Source organism: Variovorax sp. GW821-FHT10C12, from assembly GCF_059415405.1.
This window is the reverse complement of sequence record NZ_JBWKNE010000012.1, coordinates 34,815-51,321: the sequence shown is the minus strand read 5'-3', so window position 1 is coordinate 51,321 and position 16,507 is coordinate 34,815. Positions and strand designations below refer to the sequence as shown.

Here is a 16,507-nt window from a genome sequence, read left to right as displayed (position 1 = left end):
GCAGCGTCAGGCGACCGGCAGCGCCAGCCACTGGCGCCACAGCTTGCGCGCCCGGTCCTGGTAGCGCCGCGCGACGGCCCGCAGCGCCGTGCGCGGCGCGGGCGACATCAGTTCGTCGGGCAGCAACGGGTCGCGCACCAGGTGCGCGATCACGGCGCGCCCCAACAGCAGCGACTCGCGCACCGCCACCTCCAGCGGCACGGTGCGCAGCCGCTGTTCACCGCGCTCCAGCCCGGCCTGCAGGCGGCGGCAGTCGTCGGCCAGCGCGCGCACGTTCCACAGCCCGCGCGCGGCCGCCTGCGCGGCCGGGTCGAGGCCGGCCAGGCGGAACACCAGCGCATGCGGCGACAGGCCCAGCGCCACGAGCTGCGCGCGCTCGGCCTCGAGACCGCCCGCCAGGTTGTCGGGCCGCAGCTGCAGGCCCGGGCGCAGCGCCGCGAAACCGCGCAGCGACAGCGCCAGGCTGTGGCGGCGCCAGGCGGTCTTGTCGGCGCGCGCCACGCCGGCGTCGTGCACCGCGAGCCAGCCGCCCTGCCACGTCACCACCTGCGCGCGCGTGTGCCGCCAGTCGCCCACCGCGCGCGACAGCGCCGGCCCCGCGCGGTTCAGGCTGTAGCTGCCGCGCTCGCCGCGGGCGATCTTGCCTTCGGCCGCCAGCCGCGTGAGCCCCACGCGCAAGGTGGTTTCGCCGATGCCCATGAGCGCGCCCGCGCGGCACAGCGCCTGCGAACTCAGCGCGCCGCCGTCGGCCACCAGCAGGTCGAGGATCAGCTCCGGCGCGCTCGGCATCGCCACGGGAACATTACATACCTTGTCCATGTTTGCGAAATAAAGAAATGTTTCCTAGGATGCCAGAGACCGACTGATTCCTGCAATTTTTCTCCGGAAGGACCCTGCACATGACCACGCCCTTCGTGACCTGGGAGGTGGACGGCCCCGTCTGCACGCTCACGCTGAACCGCCCCGACAAACGCAACGCGGTCGACGGCGTCGTGGCCGCCCAGCTGCGCGCGGCCTTCGAACGCTTCGAGGCCGACGACGCGCTGCGCGTGGCCGTGCTGACGGGCGCCGGCGGCCACTTCTGCGCCGGTGCCGACCTGGGCGCCGTGGGAGACCCGGCGCGCCGCAACGAGCTCGACCCCGACGGCGGCGGCGCCGGCCCGATGGGCCCGACGCGCATGGCGCTGTCCAAGCCGCTGATCGCGGCGGTGAACGGCTACGCGGTGGCGGGCGGGCTCGAGCTGGCGCTGCTGGCCGACCTGCGCGTGGCCGACGACGACGCGGTGTTCGGCGTGTTCTGCCGCCGCTGGGGCGTGCCGCTGATCGACGGCGGCACGGTGCGGTTGCCGCGCCTCGTGGGCATGGGGCGCGCGCTCGACCTGATCCTCACGGGCCGGCCGGTGTCCGCCGCCGAGGCGCTGGCGATGGGCCTGGTGAACCGCACCACGCCGCCGGGCGGCGCACTGGCCGCCGCGCAGGAGCTGGCGCGGCAGATCGCCGCCTTTCCGCAGCAATGCATGCTGGCCGACCGCCGCTCCGCTTTCGAACAGTGGGACCTGCCGCTGGCCGAAGCGCTGCGCCGCGAAGGCGCGCAGGGCGTGCCGATCGTCGCGGCCGAGGGCGAGGCCGGCGCCGCGCGCTTTGCCGGCGGCGCCGGGCGCCACGGCGAGTTCAAACGCTGAACGCCCCCCGCTCTTTCGATTTCACATAGAACCTCCTGGAGACACGCCTTGCCTTCCCCCTCGCCCGCCCGTGGCCCGACCTACCTCGAACTGATCCGCCGCGGCGCCCTGCAGCACGGCCCGCGCACCGCCATCGTCTACGGCGACCAGTCGATGACCTTCACCGAGGTCGACCAGCTCAGCAGCCGGCTCGCCCACGCACTGCATGCCGCCGGCGCCGCGCCGCGCACGCGCGTGGCGCTGCTGCTGAACAACGGCCTGCACAGCGTGCCGCTGGACTTCGCCTGCGTGAAGGCCGGCATCAACCGCGTGCCGCTGAACGCGCGGCTCTCGCTGGCCGAGCACGCGCGCATGGTGACAGACACTGGTTGCACGCACCTCGTGTTCGGCCCCGACCTCGCCGAACGCGCGGCGGCCCTGCGCGAGGCCGTGCCGGGCCTGGCCTGCATGGGCCTGGGCGCGTCGCTCGACGGCGCCGCCGACCTGTTCGCGCAGGCCTTGTCGTGCGCCACGCAGGCGCCGGCGTTCGAGCCCTCGCCCGACGACGTGGTGCTCACGCTCTTCACCTCGGGCACCACCGGCACGCTGAAGGCCGCGCAGCACACGCAGGCTTCGTACGCGGCGATCTGCCGCAACGTGCTGCTCAACCTGCTGCCCGCCACGCCCGACGACGCCATGCTGCACGCGGCCTCGCTGATCCATGCGAGCGGCGTGTTCGTGCTGCCCTTCTGGCTGCGCGGCGCCCGCACGGTGATCCTGCCGGGCTTCGAACCCGGTACCTTCCTGCGCACGCTGCAGGCCGAGCGCATCACCGCGATCAACCTGGTGCCGACGATGCTGCAGATGCTGTTCGAGCACCCCGACATCGCGCACACCGACGTGGCCGCGCTGCGCTACGTGATCTACGGTGCCTCGCCGATGCCGCGCGCGGTGATCCGGCGCGCCATGGCGGCGTGGGGCCAGCACCGCTTCTGGCAGTACTACGGCCAGACCGAGGTGCCGCTGTGCCTGGCGGTGCTGCGCCCCGAGGACCACACCGACGAGCTGCTCGACGCCTGCGGCCAGCCGGCGATCGACGTCGAGCTGCGGCTGGTCGACGAGGCCGGCAACGACGTGCCGCCCGGCACGCCGGGCGAGATCGCGGTGCGCGCGCCCTCGGCGGTGTCGGGCTACCACAACGCGGCCGGGCTCAACGCCGAGACCTTCGTCGACGGCGGCTGGGTGCGCACGCGCGACGTGGGCCAGTTCGACGCGCGCGGCTTCCTGCACCTGAAGGACCGTACCTCCGACATGATCATCAGCGGCGGCTACAACGTCTACCCGCGCGAGGTCGAGAACGCGCTCATGACGCACCCCGCCGTGCGTGAGTGCGCGGTCATCGGCCTGCCGCACGAGAAGTGGGTGGAGATCGTCACCGCGGTGGTGGTGCTGCGCGAAGGCCAGCAGGCCGATGAAGCTACGTTGATCGCGCACGTGGCGCACCAGCTCGCCTCGTACAAGAAGCCGCAGCGCGTGCTGTTCGCCCGCGAGATCCCGAAGACGGCGGTGGGCAAGCTCAACCGCCGGCAGCTGCGCGAGCTGCACCGCGGCTGATGCGCTGCCAGTCGGTCAGCCTGCGCGCCGCCGCAACGCGGTGCGCAGCGCCTTCGCGAAGCGCGGGTCGGCCATGGCGCCCACGTTGAAGCGCGACCAGCGCGAGACCTGCGTCGAGTCGACGCTGAAGATGCGCCCCGGCGCCATCACGATCTTGCGCGGCAGCAGTTCCTTCGCGAAGGCCAGCGAGTCGTCCACGCCGGGCAGCGCAGCCCAGATGTAGAGCGACTGCGGGCTGCGCGCGAAGACCTCGGCGTCCACCGCGTCGAACAGCTTCAGCGCGTCGCGCGTGGCCTCGCCCAGCCGCTGCTGCAGCCGCTTGAGGTGCCGCTGGTAGTGGCCCTCGCTCAGGATGACGTCGACCGTGCGCTCGCTGTACTCCGAGCTGCTCACGTGGATCAGCGCCTTCAGGTCGGCCAGGTCGCTCGCCAGGTCCGCCCCGCAGGCGATGAAGCCCACGCGCAGCGCGGCCGAGAACGATTTCGAAAAACTGCCGATGTAGATGGTGCGTTCCAACTGGTCGAGCGCCGAGAGCCGCGGCAATGCGGTCGGCTTGAAGTCGGCCAGCGGGTCGTTCTCGACGATGAGCAGGTCGTACTTCTGCGCCAGCTGCAGCACGCGAAAGGCCTTGGCCGGCGAGATGTCGGAGCCCGTGGGGTTGTGCGCGAGCGACTGCGTGAAGAACAGGCGCGGCCGTTCGGCGATGAGCAGCTGCTCCAGCACCTCGAGGTCGGGCCCGTCGGCCAGGCGCGGCACCGCCAGCATCTGCGCGCCCGCGAGCTTGAGCTTGCCGAACAGCGGGTAGTAGCCCGGGTCGTCCACCAGCACCTTGCCGCCGGGCGGCACGAAATAGCGGATGACGATGTCCATCGCCTCGTTGGCGCCGTGCGTGAGCACGATCTGCCGCGGCTCGGCGCCGATGCCGAAATCGGCCAGCTTGCGCACGAGGTGGTCGCGCAGCGGCGCATAGCCGAAGCGGCTGCCATAGCGGAACAGCGCGCCGAGCCCCGTGCGCACGACCTTCGGGTGGTACTTGTCCAGCCGCACGTCGGCCAGCCATTCGACGGGCGGAAAGCCGTCGCCCACCGCCACCGCATCGGGCTGCGTCTTGAGCTGCTCGCGCATGAGCCACACGATGTCCATCGCACGGCCGAGGCTGCCCGCGTCGTCCTCGGCGGGCTTGGGCGTGGCCGTGGCCTGCGCCAGCACGTAGTAGCCCGAACCGCGCCGCGGCTCGACGAGGCCGCGCGACACCAGCAGCTCGAAGGCGGCCACCACGGTGTTCTTGGCATAGCCGTGCAGCTGTGCGAGTTCGCGCAGCGAGGGCAGCTTGTCGCCGGCCTTGTAGGCGCCGCTCGCGATCTGGCGCGCGAGGGTGTCGGCGAGCGAATCGGCGATCGTGGTCATGGGCTTGGACTGTGACACAGCGAGGCGTGGCGGCGCACCACTGTCCGCACTGTCCCGCCAAACTGTGCCTTCCGCGGGCGGTACAGCCGGCCTAAATTGCCTGCTCCCGAATTCACCTTCCGAAGAGACACGCACCGATGGCCGCCGATTCCCGCATTCCCAATTTCCGCGCACTCGCGCCCGCCCAACGCCTGGCCCACATCGCACAGGCCGCCGCGCTCACCGACGACGAAGTGGCGCTGCTCGCGCAACCCGGCGCGCTGGGCGTGGAGCGCGCCAACGGCATGGTCGAGAACGTGATCGGCACCTTCGAGCTGCCGCTGGGCGTGGCCGGCAACTTCACCGTGAACGGGCGCGACTACCTCGTGCCGATGGCGGTGGAAGAACCCTCGGTGGTCGCCGCCGCCTCCTTCATGGCCAAGCTGGCGCGCGAAGGCGGCGGCTTCGAGGCCTCGAGCACCGGGCCGCTGATGCGCGCGCAGGTGCAGGTGATCGGCATCACCGACCCGTACGGGGCGCGGCTCGCGCTGCTGCGCGCGCGCGACGAGATCCTGGCCGTGGCGAACAGCCGCGACAAGGTGCTGATCGGCCTGGGCGGCGGCTGCCGCGACATCGAGGTGCATGTGTTCGGCGACACGCCGCGCGGCGCGATGGTGGTGATGCACCTGATCGTCGACGTGCGCGACGCGATGGGCGCGAACACGGTCAACACGATGGCCGAGGCGGTGTCGCCGCTGGTCGAGAAGCTCACCGGCGGCACGGTGCGCCTGCGCATCCTGTCGAACCTGGCGGACCTGCGGCTGGCGCGTGCGCGCGTGCGGCTTGCGCCTTCCGTGCTGGCCACGCGCGAGCGCAGCGGCGAAGAGGTGGTCGAGGGCGTGATCGATGCCTACACCTTCGCGGCCATCGACCCCTACCGCGCGGCGACGCACAACAAGGGGATCATGAACGGCATCGACCCGGTGATCGTCGCGACCGGCAACGACTGGCGCGCGGTGGAAGCCGGCGCACATGCATACGCCTGCCGCAGCGGACGCTACACCTCGCTCACCACATGGGAGAAGGACGTGGGCGGCGCACTGGTCGGCACCATCGAGATGCCGATGCCCGTGGGCCTGGTCGGCGGCGCGACGAAGACGCACCCGCTCGCACGGCTCGCACTGAAGATCCTCGACGTGAAGTCGGCGCAGGAACTCGGCGAAGTCGCCGTGGCCGTCGGCCTCGCGCAGAACCTTGGCGCCCTGCGCGCGCTGGCCACCGAAGGCATCCAGCGCGGCCACATGGCGCTGCACGCCCGCAACATCGCGCTGGTCGCGGGCGCCACCGGCGACGAGATCGACGCCATCGCCAGACAGATGGCCGCCGAGCATGACGTGCGCACCGACCGCGCCGTGGCGCTGCTCGACGCACTGCGCAAGAAGTAAGCAACGCGGGGATGCCCGCACCACGGTCCGCGGCTGACACCGCGGCGGTCGCGCACGCGGCCGTCACACAACCACAGACGGAGACAACTCGAATGAACGCAGACAGTGCAACGCCCGCCCGCTGGCGGCTGGTGGAAATATGGGGCGACACGGCCGACCTGGGCCACCTCGCGTGGTCGATCGCGATCGGCGTCGCCGTGAGCCTCACGGGCTACCTCGTGGCGAGCCGCGTGCTCGCGAGCGTGGTGAGCACGCCCGAATTGGCGCGCGCCTACGCGATGCTCGCGGGCCTGGGCGGCTGCGTGGTCTCGGGCGTGATCTGCGCGAAGCTCTTCACGCCCAAGCGCGAAGTGGTCGAAGGCACCGCCGCCGATCCGCGCTGGCGCGAGGAGGTGCTGGCCGAGCTGGCCGCCGAGCACGGCGACCTGGGCTCGGTGGACGACTTGCCGGCCGTGGTGGTGCGCGAGATGAAGGAGCTCGAGATCTACGAGCTCTTCGCGTCGTACAAGCCCCAGGCCGCCAAGGCCGCCGAAGGAGCCGCCTCGTGATCGACGCCGCCCTGTTCAACCAGATCCTCGTCGCCACCGGCATGGGCCTTGTCGGCGCCATCGTGTTCGCGGCCATCGGCCTCGTCTCGGGCACCGACGAAACCACCACGCTCGCACCGCTCACCTTGCTGGTGGTGCTGCTGGGCGTGCCACCCGAAGGCGTGTTCACCTTCTTCCTGGCGGCCGCCGTCGCCAAGCACATGACGCACGCGGTGCCCACCGCGCTGCTGGGCATTCCGGGCGACACCATGGCCACGCCGCTGCTGCAGGACGCCAACGTGCTGCGCAACCTGGGCGTGCCGCACATCGCGCTGCGCAAGATGGTGTCGGGCGCGATCATTGCGGCCTTTCTGGCGGTGCCCTTGGCCGTGCTGTTCGCGGTGCTGCTGGCGCCGTACGGCGCGGCCATCACCAAGGCGGCGCCGTGGATCTTCGTGGTGGCGGCCGTGGCCATTGCCTACTTTTCGAGCGGACGCTGGGCCTCGGTCGCCACGCTGGTGCCGTTCGTGATGGTGATCGTGGCGCTGCAGGCGCTCACGGGCAAGTACGGCGTGAAGCTCAGCATCAGCTACTTCCTGGGCATCGCCATCGGGCCGCTGGTGGCCGACCTGTTCTCGGTGATCTCGCCGGCGGCGCGTGCGCGCATGAAGCGCGACAAGGTCCGCACCTTCTCGCTCGCGCCCGACGTGAAGGGATGGACGGGCTATTTCCCGAACCCGTTCAAGGTGCTCGACCGCACGCAGGTGAAGTGGACCTTCGCGACCGCCACGATCTCCAGCGCGACCTTCGTGTTCAGCCCGGTCGCGATGACGGTGGTGCTGGGCGAGCTGGTCGGCTCGCGCATCAAGCATGCGTACCACCGCCTCACCACCACGCTGGCCGCGCGCAACGGCGTGACCGAGGCGACCTACATCGCCGAAGCGCTGATCCCGCTGATCGCCATCGGCCTGCCGCTGAGCCCGGTGGCGGCCGGCCCGGCCGCGCCGCTCTTCAATGCGCCGCCGGTGTTCACCATCGATGCGGCCACGGGCCAGACCCACAACCTGCACAACCTGCTGAACCACTGGGAGTTCCTCGGCTACGGCATGCTGGCGGTGGTGCTCGCGGCGCTGGTGGCCTACCCCTTCACGATGAACTTCGCGCGCCGCGCGGCGCTGTTCGTCTCGCGCAAGGTGAGCCACGAGGCGATCATCGCGACCTTCGTCGGTTTGATCGTGGTGATCAGCGTGTGGGAAGGCCAGTTGCTCGGGCTGCTGGTGATCCTCACGATGGGCCTGCTCGGCGGCCTGCTGTCGCGCGCCATCGGGTTCAACACGGGCGTGCAGTTCATGGGGTACTACACGGCGGTGCTGACGGTGCCGGCGGTGATCAAGGCCTTCTCCTGATCGGCCGGCCGCACACCAGCAGCGCGTCCAAGTGCCCAGGGCACTGGGTGCTTCCCGCAGCGAAATCAAGGAGGAGGGGCGAAGCCCCGGGGGACATTCGCGGAGGGAAGTACCCGGTGGCCTGGGCACACGCCCTGAACGCGACGGCCGCCAGTCAGCGCTGCGATGCAGGCGTCTTCGGCGCCGTCTTCTTCGCCGGCTCATCCCCGCCGAACAGCTTCTCCACCTGCTGCCCCACACGCGCCCCGATCGCCGTGCCCACCCCCGGCAGCACCGCGCTGCCAACCGCCGCCCCCGCGAGCGCACCGCCGGTCATCGAGACCTCGGGCTCGGCCATGCTGCCGCCGATCTTCAGCGGCACGCCGACCACGCCGTCGACCAGGTCCACCGCCATCTCGCCCGACATCTGCCGGTTGAACAGCCGCAGGTTGCCGCTCGCGGTAAGCACGCCCGAGCGCGCCTTGAGGTTGGTGTAACGCATCACGGTGCCGTCTTCGGTGCCCTGGGTGTCGAGCGTGCCGGTGAGTTCGTCTAGCGCCGTGATGCCGCCGCGGCTGATGCCGGCGGTGGTCACCGCCTTGGCCAGGTCGAGGCGGGTCAGCGTGGCGGGCTGCACCGAGAAGGTGGTGCGCGTGTGCAGGCTGCGCATCAGCGCGCCCAGGTCCTGCGCCTTGTCGGCTTCGGCCACGAGCGTGGAACTTCCGCTGACCTTGCCGGCCACCGAGGTGCGCCGGCCGAAGGCCTGTACCAGCCCTTCGATGTCGATCTGGTGCGGGTCGAGTTCGGCCGACAGGCGCAGCGTGCCGCCAGGCAGCGTCTCGAAACGCGAGACACCGTTCCACGTGCCGCCGCCCACGTCGATGCGGGTGCGCCAGCGGTCCTGGCCGGCCTCGCGGTCCAGGCGCAGACGCGCAGGCGGTGTCACGCCGGCCCGCTCCACGCGGGCCTGGCGCGGACGCCACTGCGCGTCGAAGGCGATCTCGCCGTCGTAGGCGAGCGCGATGTCGCGCCGGTCGATCCAGACCACGTCGCGCCAGCGCAGCCGTTCCAGCGGGACAGGCGCCAGCGTCCAGGGCGCGGGCAGCGCGACGACGTTGTCGCCCTCCTGCGGCTTGGGGCCCTTGCCGCGGAAGGCGCGCACCGACTCGCGCGGCAGCACGAGGCTTTCGATCTCGAGTGCGTCGACGGCGATCACGCGGTGCAGCAGCGGCGACAGCTGCAGCTGCGCCGTGACGCGGCGCAAGGTGATGGGACGCGGCTGGTCGGTGGCGATGTCCGAGAGCACGAGCACGGGGGTCGGCAGCAAGGCCCAGTGGGCGCCGCCGACCTTCAGGCCGACGCCGAAGCGCTGCGCGAAGGCCTCGGAGATCCGGGCCGCCACCTCGGCGTCGCTCGGCAGCCGAGAGCTCACGAACGCCACCAGCGCGCCGATGCCCAGCAGCAGCACCGCCACCGAGCCCAGGAGCCACCGCCGCACCGGAGAAAAGGTCATCGACCCAAGGTAGCACGCAAAGGCGACTGCGGTTGTCAGCCGTCGTCGCTATAGTGCCCTCGCACCCCCTGTATCGGAGACCCCTGCATGCGTATCTGGAAGAAAGAGATCTCGGTCGAATCGCTGACCGCCAACCACGTGGGCACCGCCGTGGCCGCCCTGGGCATCGAATTCCTGGAGGTGGGCGACGACTTCATCCGCGCCCGCGTGCCGGTGGACGAACGCACCCGCCAGCCCTACGGCATCCTGCACGGCGGCGTGTCGGTGGTGCTGGCCGAGACGCTGGGCTCCTGCGGCGCGCACTACTCGGCCCCCGAGGGCGACCGTGCGGTGGGCCTGGACATCAACGCCAATCACATCCGCTCGGCCACCAGCGGCTGGGTCACCGGCACGGCGCGGCCGGTGCACCGCGGGCGCACCACGCAGGTCTGGCAGATCGACCTGACGAACGAGGCGGGCGAGCTGACCTGCGTCTCGCGCATCACCATGGCGGTGCTGCAGCCGCGCTGAGCGCGGGCGCGCCTTCCGGGCGCTTCTTCTTTTTCTTCTCCCGCTGGTACGCCTCTTGCGGGTGGCACCCGTGTTCAGCACGGGGTGGATCGACCACAATCTCGCCCCAGGGAGCGCGTCGACCCCCCATACACACCAACCGAGGAGAAGAAAACACATGTTCAACTGGACTGAAAAGCCGGTGTCCACACTGGCCAATGGCGCCGTCATCGCGCCCGACGAGCGGCTGCCCTGGCTGCAGACCGGCGCGATGGGCATCCAGCACGTGATCGCCATGTTCGGCGCCACGGTGCTGGCGCCGATCCTGATGGGCTTCAACCCCAACATCGCGATCCTGATGAGCGGCATCGGCACGCTCATCTTCTACTTCGTGACCGGCGGCAAGGTGCCCAGCTACCTGGGCTCGAGCTTCGCCTTCATCGGCGTGGTGATCGCAGCCAGCGGCTACGCCGGCAAGGGGGCCAACGCCAACATCGCGGTGGCGCTGGGCGGCATCGTGGCCTGCGGGGTGGTCTACATCCTGATCGGGGCCATCGTGCAGGCCGTGGGCACGGGCTGGATCGAACGCTTCATGCCACCCGTGGTCACGGGCGCCGTGGTGGCGGTGATCGGGCTGAACCTGGCGGGCATTCCCATCAAGAACATGGCGGCCAGCAACTTCGATTCGTGGATGCAGGCCGTGACCTTCCTGTGCGTGGGCCTGGTGGCGGTGTTCACGCGGGGCATGGTGCAGCGCCTGCTGATCCTCATCGGCCTGATCCTGGCCACGCTGGTCTACGCCGCGCTCACCAACGGCATGGGCCTGGGCAAGCCGGTCGACCTGAGCGGCATCGCCAACGCGGCCTGGTTCGGCCTGCCGACCTTCACGGCGCCGGTGTTCACGGCCAACGCGATGCTGCTGATCGCGCCCGTGGCGATCATCCTGGTGGCGGAAAACCTCGGCCACCTGAAGGCGGTGACGGCCATGACGGGCCGCAACCTCGACCCGTACATGGGCCGCGCCTTCATCGGCGACGGCATTGCCACGGTCATCAGCGGTTCCGCGGGCGGCACGGGCGTGACCACCTACGCCGAGAACATCGGCGTGATGGCGGCCACCCGCATCTACTCGACGGCGGTGTTCGTGGTGGCGGCCCTCATCGCGCTCATCCTGGGCTTCAGCCCCAAGTTCGGCGCGCTGATCCAGGCGATTCCGCTGCCGGTGATGGGCGGCGTGAGCATCGTGGTGTTCGGCCTGATCGCCATTGCCGGCGCCAAGATCTGGGTCGACAACAAGGTCGATTTCTCGCAGAACAAGAACCTGATCGTGGCCGCCATCACGCTGATCATCGGCACCGGCGACTTCACGCTGAAGTTCGGCGACTTCGCCCTCGGCGGCATCGGAACCGCCACTTTCGGGGCGATCATCCTCTACGCCCTGCTGGGCCGTTCGCGCAACGCCTGAGCGCAGACAAAGTGAAACCTCGTGCAATAACTGTTGTGCGGGGTCAGTGAACACGGCGCCGGTCACCGGGCTTTGGCCGGCGCCCGTTAGACTCCAACGCTTTTCGCACCGACGTTCACACACGTTTTCCAATGGCCGATGTTTCCGCCGCTCGTACCAAGGCGGTTTTCGAATTCAAGAGCGCCACACTGCCGCTGATCGCAGTGATCCTCAAGACAGCCGACCTCGACGTGCTGGCCGAGGCGCTCGACGCCCAGTTGGCGGATTCGCCCGACTTCTTCGAGCAGGAGCCGGTGGTGATCGACCTCTCGATGCTGCAGGAACTGGCGGCCGAGGCCGACACCCCCGCCCCCGAGATCGACTTTGCCGCCCTGCGCAGCCTGCTGGCGCGCCACCAGACCCAGCCGATCGCCGTGCGCGGCGGCAGCCCCGAACAGCATGCCGCGGCACGTGAAGCCGGCCTGTCGGTGGCCGCCATGCCCTCGGCCCCCGCGCCCCGCCCGCCGGCCCCGCCCGCCGAGGCGCCCGCACCGTCGGAAGCCCCGCAGATCGTGCGCGAGCTGCCGGTGCCGGCCAACGGCACGCTGCTGATCGACAAGCCGCTGCGCTCGGGCCAGCAGATTTATGCGCGTGGCGGCGACGTGGTGGTGACGGCCATCGTGAGCTTCGGCGCCGAAGTCATCGCCGACGGCAACGTGCATGTGTACGCGCCGCTGCGCGGCAAGGCCATTGCCGGCGCGCGCGGGAACACCGAGGCGCGGATCTTCTCGACCTGCATGGAAGCGCAGCTGGTGGCCATTGCGGGCATCTACCGCACGAACGAAGTGCCGCTGCCCGAGCCCGTGCTGGGCAAGCCCGCCCAGGTGCGCCTGGACGGCAAAAAAATAGCGATCGACGCGATTCCCTGATGAAAAACCAGGAACGCGGCAGCGCTGAGCATCAATCGACAACTGAATCGAAACAAGAAGGAATGGCGATGGCCAAAATTGTGGTGGTGACCTCGGGCAAGGGCGGCGTCGGCAAGACGACCACGAGCGCCAGCTTCGCGTCGGGCCTTGCGCTCGCCGGCAAGAAGACGGCCGTGATCGACTTCGACGTGGGCCTGCGCAACCTCGACCTGATCATGGGCTGCGAACGCCGTGTGGTGTACGACCTGATCAACGTGATCCAGGGCGAGGCCAACCTGAGCCAGGCGCTCATCAAGGACAAGCAGTGCGACAACCTGTTCGTGCTGGCCGCCTCGCAGACGCGCGACAAGGAAGCCCTGTCGCAGGAAGGCGTCGAGAAGATCCTGAACGACCTGTCGGCCATGGAGTTCGACTACATCATCTGCGACTCCCCCGCGGGCATCGAGACCGGCGCCATGATGGCGATGCACTTCGCCGACGAGGCGCTGATCGTCACCAACCCCGAAGTCTCCTCGGTGCGCGACTCGGACCGCATCCTGGGCATGCTCAGCAGCAAGACCAAGCGCGCCAAGGACGGCGGCGAGCCGATCAAGGAACACCTGCTGATCACCCGCTACAACCCGAACCGCGTGGCCGGCGGCCAGATGCTCTCGCTGGAAGACATCCAGGACATCCTGCGCATCAAGCTGATCGGCGTGATCCCCGAGTCGGAAAGCGTGCTGCACGCCTCCAACCAGGGCGTGCCCGCCATCCACGACAAGGACACCGACGTGGCCCAGGCGTACAGCGACGTGGTCGCGCGCTTCCTTGGCGAAGACAAGCCGATGCGCTTTGTCGACGCCGAGAAGCCCGGCTTCTTCAAACGGATTTTCGGGAGCAAGTAGGCATGTCGTTTCTTTCGTTCCTGCTTGGTGAGAAGAAGAAGACTGCGAGCGTCGCCAAGGAGCGCCTGCAGATCATCCTCGCTCACGAGCGCTCCAGCCTCAGCGGCAAGAAGCGCCCCGATTACCTGCCCGAGCTCCAGCGCGAGCTGGTGGCGGTGATTTCCAAGTACGTGTCGATCAACGCCGACGACATCAAGGTGCACCTGGAAACCCAGGACAACCTCGAAGTGCTGGACATCAAGATCGAACTGCCCGATCCGGTTCCGGCGCGCTGAGCGCCAGAACCCCGATCGACCAGCTCACGCCGGTTGATCCGGGGCCGCAGCGGGCAGCGCCTCCACCCGCTGCGCCCACTCTTGGGCCTTGCCCTCGTCGAAGAGCGGACTTTCGCGGTCGCCGTAGAACTGCTCCGCTAGCGATTCCACGCAGGCGCGCTGGCTCTCCAGGTTCTCTTCGCAGTCATCGAGCGCGGCGCCGGTGAGCAGCCAGCGCTCTGCGGCTGCCGCGTCTTCCGGCGCGCCCTGACCCTGCATGCGCATCCAGCCCAGCTCGTAGCAGGCCCAGCCCTGCTGGCGTTGGGTGCTGTCTTCCGCCACCTTCTGCAGCGCGTAGAGGGCTTCGGCGTACAGCACGTTCACTTCCGCTTCTCCCTGGCCCTGTTCGGCCAGCGCCCCGGCGTGCCGGCACAGCGTGCGGCCAAGCTGCATCGTGGCGCTGACGTCGCCGGCTTCGTGGCCACGGCGGAAGTAGCCGATCGCCCGCGCCAGGTCGGGCTCCCCGGGTTCGCCGAGCTTGTGCGCCAGGCCGAGGTTGTAGAGCGCCATCGTGTGGTTGTGCTCGGCGGCCCGTTCGTAGTGCCGCATGCCGCCTTCCAGGTCGCGCTCGCCCCCCTCGCCTTCCGTCAGCATGTAGCCGAGGTGGGCGTGCGTGGCGGCGTCGTCCTCGCCGCCATGGGCGATGGCGTGCAGCAGCCATGCGCGCGCCAGGGCGGGTTCGGCGCCGAGGCCGGCCGTGTCCCAGCGCAGCATCTTCGAGAGCTCGCACATCGCCACGGGCAGGCCGCCGGGCGACGCGGTGGCGGGGGCGTCGCCGGGCTCGCGCACGCCGGCGGCGCGGGCCATCCAGCGCAGGGCTTCGCGCGGGTCGGCCTCGACGCCCTCGCCGTCGCGCAGGTGGCAGGCCAGCTCGTAGGCGGCCCGCAGGTCGCCGGCGGCATGGCGCGCGGCCATGTGTTCGGTGTGCGCCTGCTCGCGGCCGTCGGCGTGCAGCCAGACGTACAGGCCGGTGTCGTTGCGCACGGCCTGCACCGGCTCGCCCGCGCCCCAGCGCTTGCACAGCTGCGAGCGGACCGCGACAGCCATCCAGCCGTCGGCGACCGACAACGCGGCGGTGACCCACGGGTAGGCCTGCGGGTGCAGCACGGCGCCATCGGCGCGCAGCACGCCCACGGCGAGTTGCCCCTTCTCGACCTTCGCGCTGCGCGGCACCGGATCGGCGACCAGCCAGCCGATGTCCTGCGTGCCCCAGGCCAGCGGCTGGAGCGTGCGGTGCCGGCACGGCACCAGCTCGCGGCCGGCGGCCACGTCGTAGATGCCGCGCAGCCAGGGCGCGTTCTTCGCCGTGCGCCCGCCTTTGGACGCCACGCGCACCAGGTCGCGCCGGACCATGGCGTGCGCGCGCTCCTCGCCGGTCAGCGGCTCCAGGGTTTCGAAGCGGCCGTAGTCGAAGGGCACGAGCACGCGGCCCTGCCCGTCGATCAGGCCGCACAGGCCGTCGGCGCGTTCCACGGCAAAGCGCTTCGGCCGGGCCGGGGTGCCGCGCTCGTTCGACGGATCGGTGTCTTCGGCCGTCAGGACCTCGATCGGGTATTCCTCGAGCAGGTCGACCTGTTCGTACACCGGCTCGATCGCGACGCGGCCTTGCGCGTCCAGCAGCCCGCTCTTGCCGTCGCGCTTGGCGTCGAAGCCCTCCCAGTCGTGGCGCCACTGGAGGCTTTCGAAATCCGGCGGCACGGCCCATTCGCCGTCCGCGCGCACCAACCCCCAGCCGCCCTCGTCGCCGCGTGCGGGCGCGAGACCGAAAGGCGTGAAGTCTTCGGCTTCTTCGAACCGGGGCGCAATCGTCCATTGGCCCTGCAGGTCGACGTACCCGATGCGCTCGCCCACGCGGGCGCGCACCCGGCCTTCGACAAAGCTCCAGACCTCGTCGACCGAGGGTGCCAGCAGCCAGCTGCCGTCGGTGCGCAACAGGCCGACGTGGTCGCCGACCAGGGCCGTCGCAACGTCGCCCTCGAAGGCCCAGACCTCGTCGAGCTGCGGTTCGAACAGCACGCGCGGCGCCTCGACGTCGGCGAGCAGCAGGCCGGAGCGCTCGCCCTGCGAGATCCAGAGCAGGCGCGGATCGTCCGCGCCGGCGTAGCGGATGTCGTCCCACGCGGGCTCGACCACGGTGGTGCGCTGGCTGCGCCCGTCGTCCTCGTACACCACACGCATCACGCCCCAGCGGCCATCGACCTCGAAGCGCCAGAGATCGCCGCCCAGGTGGTTGTCGTAGTCGGGGCGTTCGTCGTCGTCCTCGTCTTCTTCGGGTTCGAAGTCGGCAAAGCGCTCGTCGCGCGGCGCCTCGTAGCCGTCGAAGTACGGATGCGACAGGCTGCCGAAGCCGAACTGCCAGGCCCAGGCCTCCCAGTCTGCGAAACGTTTGACGCCCAATGCCGCGTCCACGCCCGGGTGGTTGCCGCTGTCGATGCAGCGCTGCACCTCGGCCCACAGTTCATTGCACTCGCGGCGGTTGCGTTCGATGAAGCCCTCGCCTTCCGCATCGCCGCCCAGCCAGGACAGCTCGTCGAGGTTGGCGGAGAAGCGCGGCGCGCTGCCCTCCGGCATGTCGTCGATCAGTTCGGCCAGGTGCAGCGCCACGGCTTCGAACTGCAGCGCGATCTGCGGCAGCGTGTGCAGCATCGGGTGCCGCTCGACAAAGGCGTGCAGCTGCCGGATGCGCGCGAGCCCGGCGTGCGCGTCGCTGGCGAGGTTGTCGGTGCCGGCATCGCCGAAGACGCGCTGGTGGTCGATGGCGTCGCCGGCCGCGCCATCGGCCAGCAGGAGCTGCCAGAGCACGGGGAAGTTGTTGTTGGCTTCGGCGATTTCGTCGGCCGATGCCTCTTCGGTGTCGGGAAGACTGTGTTCGAGATAGAGCCAGGAACGATTGCCCATGTGTGGTCGGTGCGTGTG

General features: G+C 70.1%; 14 protein-coding genes. 10 read left to right on the top strand and 4 right to left on the bottom strand.

Annotated elements, in window-relative coordinates; translation table 11 throughout:
• Positions 1-6: 6 nt before the first annotated feature.
• The gene (locus tag AC07OH_RS30155; protein ID WP_495303204.1) at positions 7-789 is read right to left on the bottom strand and encodes a PaaX family transcriptional regulator; all 783 of its coding nucleotides are present in this window, start codon (positions 787-789) and stop codon (positions 7-9) included.
• Positions 790-899: 110 nt separating this feature from the next.
• On the opposite strand from AC07OH_RS30155, the gene AC07OH_RS30150 reads away from it, so the two are divergent.
• Positions 900-1,682: a crotonase/enoyl-CoA hydratase family protein gene (locus tag AC07OH_RS30150; RefSeq protein WP_495303136.1), complete on the top strand. Its 783-nt coding sequence runs from the start codon at positions 900-902 to the stop codon at positions 1,680-1,682.
• A gap of 48 nt (positions 1,683-1,730) precedes the next feature.
• Positions 1,731-3,275 (top strand): class I adenylate-forming enzyme family protein, encoded by a 1,545-nt coding sequence (locus tag AC07OH_RS30145; RefSeq protein WP_495303135.1) that lies wholly within the window; start codon positions 1,731-1,733, stop codon positions 3,273-3,275.
• 15 nt (positions 3,276-3,290) lie between these two features.
• Here the strand turns inward: AC07OH_RS30145 and AC07OH_RS30140 are convergent, their stop codons facing one another.
• Positions 3,291-4,682 (bottom strand): aminotransferase-like domain-containing protein, encoded by a 1,392-nt coding sequence (locus tag AC07OH_RS30140; protein WP_489062274.1) that lies wholly within the window; start codon positions 4,680-4,682, stop codon positions 3,291-3,293.
• A 137-nt stretch (positions 4,683-4,819) separates the two neighbouring features.
• Between AC07OH_RS30140 and AC07OH_RS30135 the strand changes: the two genes are divergently transcribed.
• From AC07OH_RS30135 to AC07OH_RS30125, 3 genes are all read left to right on the top strand, one after another.
• Positions 4,820-6,106: a hydroxymethylglutaryl-CoA reductase, degradative gene (locus AC07OH_RS30135; RefSeq protein ID WP_495303134.1), complete on the top strand. Its 1,287-nt coding sequence runs from the start codon at positions 4,820-4,822 to the stop codon at positions 6,104-6,106.
• Between the two features lie 92 nt (positions 6,107-6,198).
• Positions 6,199-6,654, top strand: coding sequence for a hypothetical protein (locus AC07OH_RS30130; protein WP_495303133.1), 456 nt, complete (start codon positions 6,199-6,201; stop codon positions 6,652-6,654).
• Positions 6,655-6,695: 41 nt separating this feature from the next.
• The gene (locus AC07OH_RS30125) at positions 6,696-8,039 is read left to right on the top strand and encodes a tripartite tricarboxylate transporter permease (RefSeq protein WP_495303203.1); all 1,344 of its coding nucleotides are present in this window, start codon (positions 6,696-6,698) and stop codon (positions 8,037-8,039) included.
• Positions 8,040-8,193: 154 nt separating this feature from the next.
• On the opposite strand, the gene AC07OH_RS30120 is transcribed toward AC07OH_RS30125, so the two are convergent.
• Complete coding sequence (locus AC07OH_RS30120; RefSeq protein WP_495303132.1) at positions 8,194-9,531, bottom strand: AsmA family protein; 1,338 nt, start codon at positions 9,529-9,531, stop codon at positions 8,194-8,196.
• A gap of 87 nt (positions 9,532-9,618) precedes the next feature.
• On the opposite strand from AC07OH_RS30120, the gene AC07OH_RS30115 reads away from it, so the two are divergent.
• From AC07OH_RS30115 to minE, 5 genes are all read left to right on the top strand, one after another.
• Positions 9,619-10,041, top strand: a complete 423-nt coding sequence (locus AC07OH_RS30115; RefSeq protein ID WP_062481810.1) for a hotdog fold thioesterase — start codon at positions 9,619-9,621, stop codon at positions 10,039-10,041.
• 157 nt (positions 10,042-10,198) lie between these two features.
• The gene (locus AC07OH_RS30110; protein ID WP_495303131.1) at positions 10,199-11,485 is read left to right on the top strand and encodes a solute carrier family 23 protein; all 1,287 of its coding nucleotides are present in this window, start codon (positions 10,199-10,201) and stop codon (positions 11,483-11,485) included.
• Between the two features lie 131 nt (positions 11,486-11,616).
• The gene (minC, locus tag AC07OH_RS30105; protein WP_495303130.1) at positions 11,617-12,393 is read left to right on the top strand and encodes a septum site-determining protein MinC; all 777 of its coding nucleotides are present in this window, start codon (positions 11,617-11,619) and stop codon (positions 12,391-12,393) included.
• A 68-nt stretch (positions 12,394-12,461) separates the two neighbouring features.
• Positions 12,462-13,277 (top strand): septum site-determining protein MinD, encoded by an 816-nt coding sequence (minD, locus tag AC07OH_RS30100; RefSeq protein ID WP_095747381.1) that lies wholly within the window; start codon positions 12,462-12,464, stop codon positions 13,275-13,277.
• A 2-nt stretch (positions 13,278-13,279) separates the two neighbouring features.
• Complete coding sequence (gene minE, locus AC07OH_RS30095; protein WP_056574726.1) at positions 13,280-13,552, top strand: cell division topological specificity factor MinE; 273 nt, start codon at positions 13,280-13,282, stop codon at positions 13,550-13,552.
• 24 nt (positions 13,553-13,576) lie between these two features.
• Here the strand turns inward: minE and AC07OH_RS30090 are convergent, their stop codons facing one another.
• On the bottom strand, positions 13,577-16,489 hold the full coding sequence (locus tag AC07OH_RS30090) for an SEL1-like repeat protein (protein WP_495303129.1): 2,913 nt from the start codon (positions 16,487-16,489) through the stop codon (positions 13,577-13,579).
• Positions 16,490-16,507: the final 18 nt, after the last annotated feature.

Bases quoted from the DNA above. Each gene is read 5' to 3' on its own strand.
- AC07OH_RS30120 (WP_495303132.1), bottom strand. From the start codon at position 9,531: ATGACCTTTTCTCCGGTGCGGCGGTGGCTCCTGGGCTCGGTGGCGGTG.
- AC07OH_RS30115 (WP_062481810.1), top strand. From the start codon at position 9,619: ATGCGTATCTGGAAGAAAGAGATCTCGGTCGAATCGCTGACCGCCAAC.
- AC07OH_RS30150 (WP_495303136.1), top strand. From the start codon at position 900: ATGACCACGCCCTTCGTGACCTGGGAGGTGGACGGCCCCGTCTGCACG.
- minD (WP_095747381.1), top strand. From the start codon at position 12,462: ATGGCCAAAATTGTGGTGGTGACCTCGGGCAAGGGCGGCGTCGGCAAG.
- AC07OH_RS30155 (WP_495303204.1), bottom strand. From the start codon at position 789: ATGCCGAGCGCGCCGGAGCTGATCCTCGACCTGCTGGTGGCCGACGGC.
- minC (WP_495303130.1), top strand. From the start codon at position 11,617: ATGGCCGATGTTTCCGCCGCTCGTACCAAGGCGGTTTTCGAATTCAAG.
- minE (WP_056574726.1), top strand. From the start codon at position 13,280: ATGTCGTTTCTTTCGTTCCTGCTTGGTGAGAAGAAGAAGACTGCGAGC.
- AC07OH_RS30110 (WP_495303131.1), top strand. From the start codon at position 10,199: ATGTTCAACTGGACTGAAAAGCCGGTGTCCACACTGGCCAATGGCGCC.
- AC07OH_RS30090 (WP_495303129.1), bottom strand. From the start codon at position 16,489: ATGGGCAATCGTTCCTGGCTCTATCTCGAACACAGTCTTCCCGACACC.
- AC07OH_RS30135 (WP_495303134.1), top strand. From the start codon at position 4,820: ATGGCCGCCGATTCCCGCATTCCCAATTTCCGCGCACTCGCGCCCGCC.
- AC07OH_RS30130 (WP_495303133.1), top strand. From the start codon at position 6,199: ATGAACGCAGACAGTGCAACGCCCGCCCGCTGGCGGCTGGTGGAAATA.
- AC07OH_RS30125 (WP_495303203.1), top strand. From the start codon at position 6,696: ATGGGCCTTGTCGGCGCCATCGTGTTCGCGGCCATCGGCCTCGTCTCG.
- AC07OH_RS30140 (WP_489062274.1), bottom strand. From the start codon at position 4,682: ATGACCACGATCGCCGATTCGCTCGCCGACACCCTCGCGCGCCAGATC.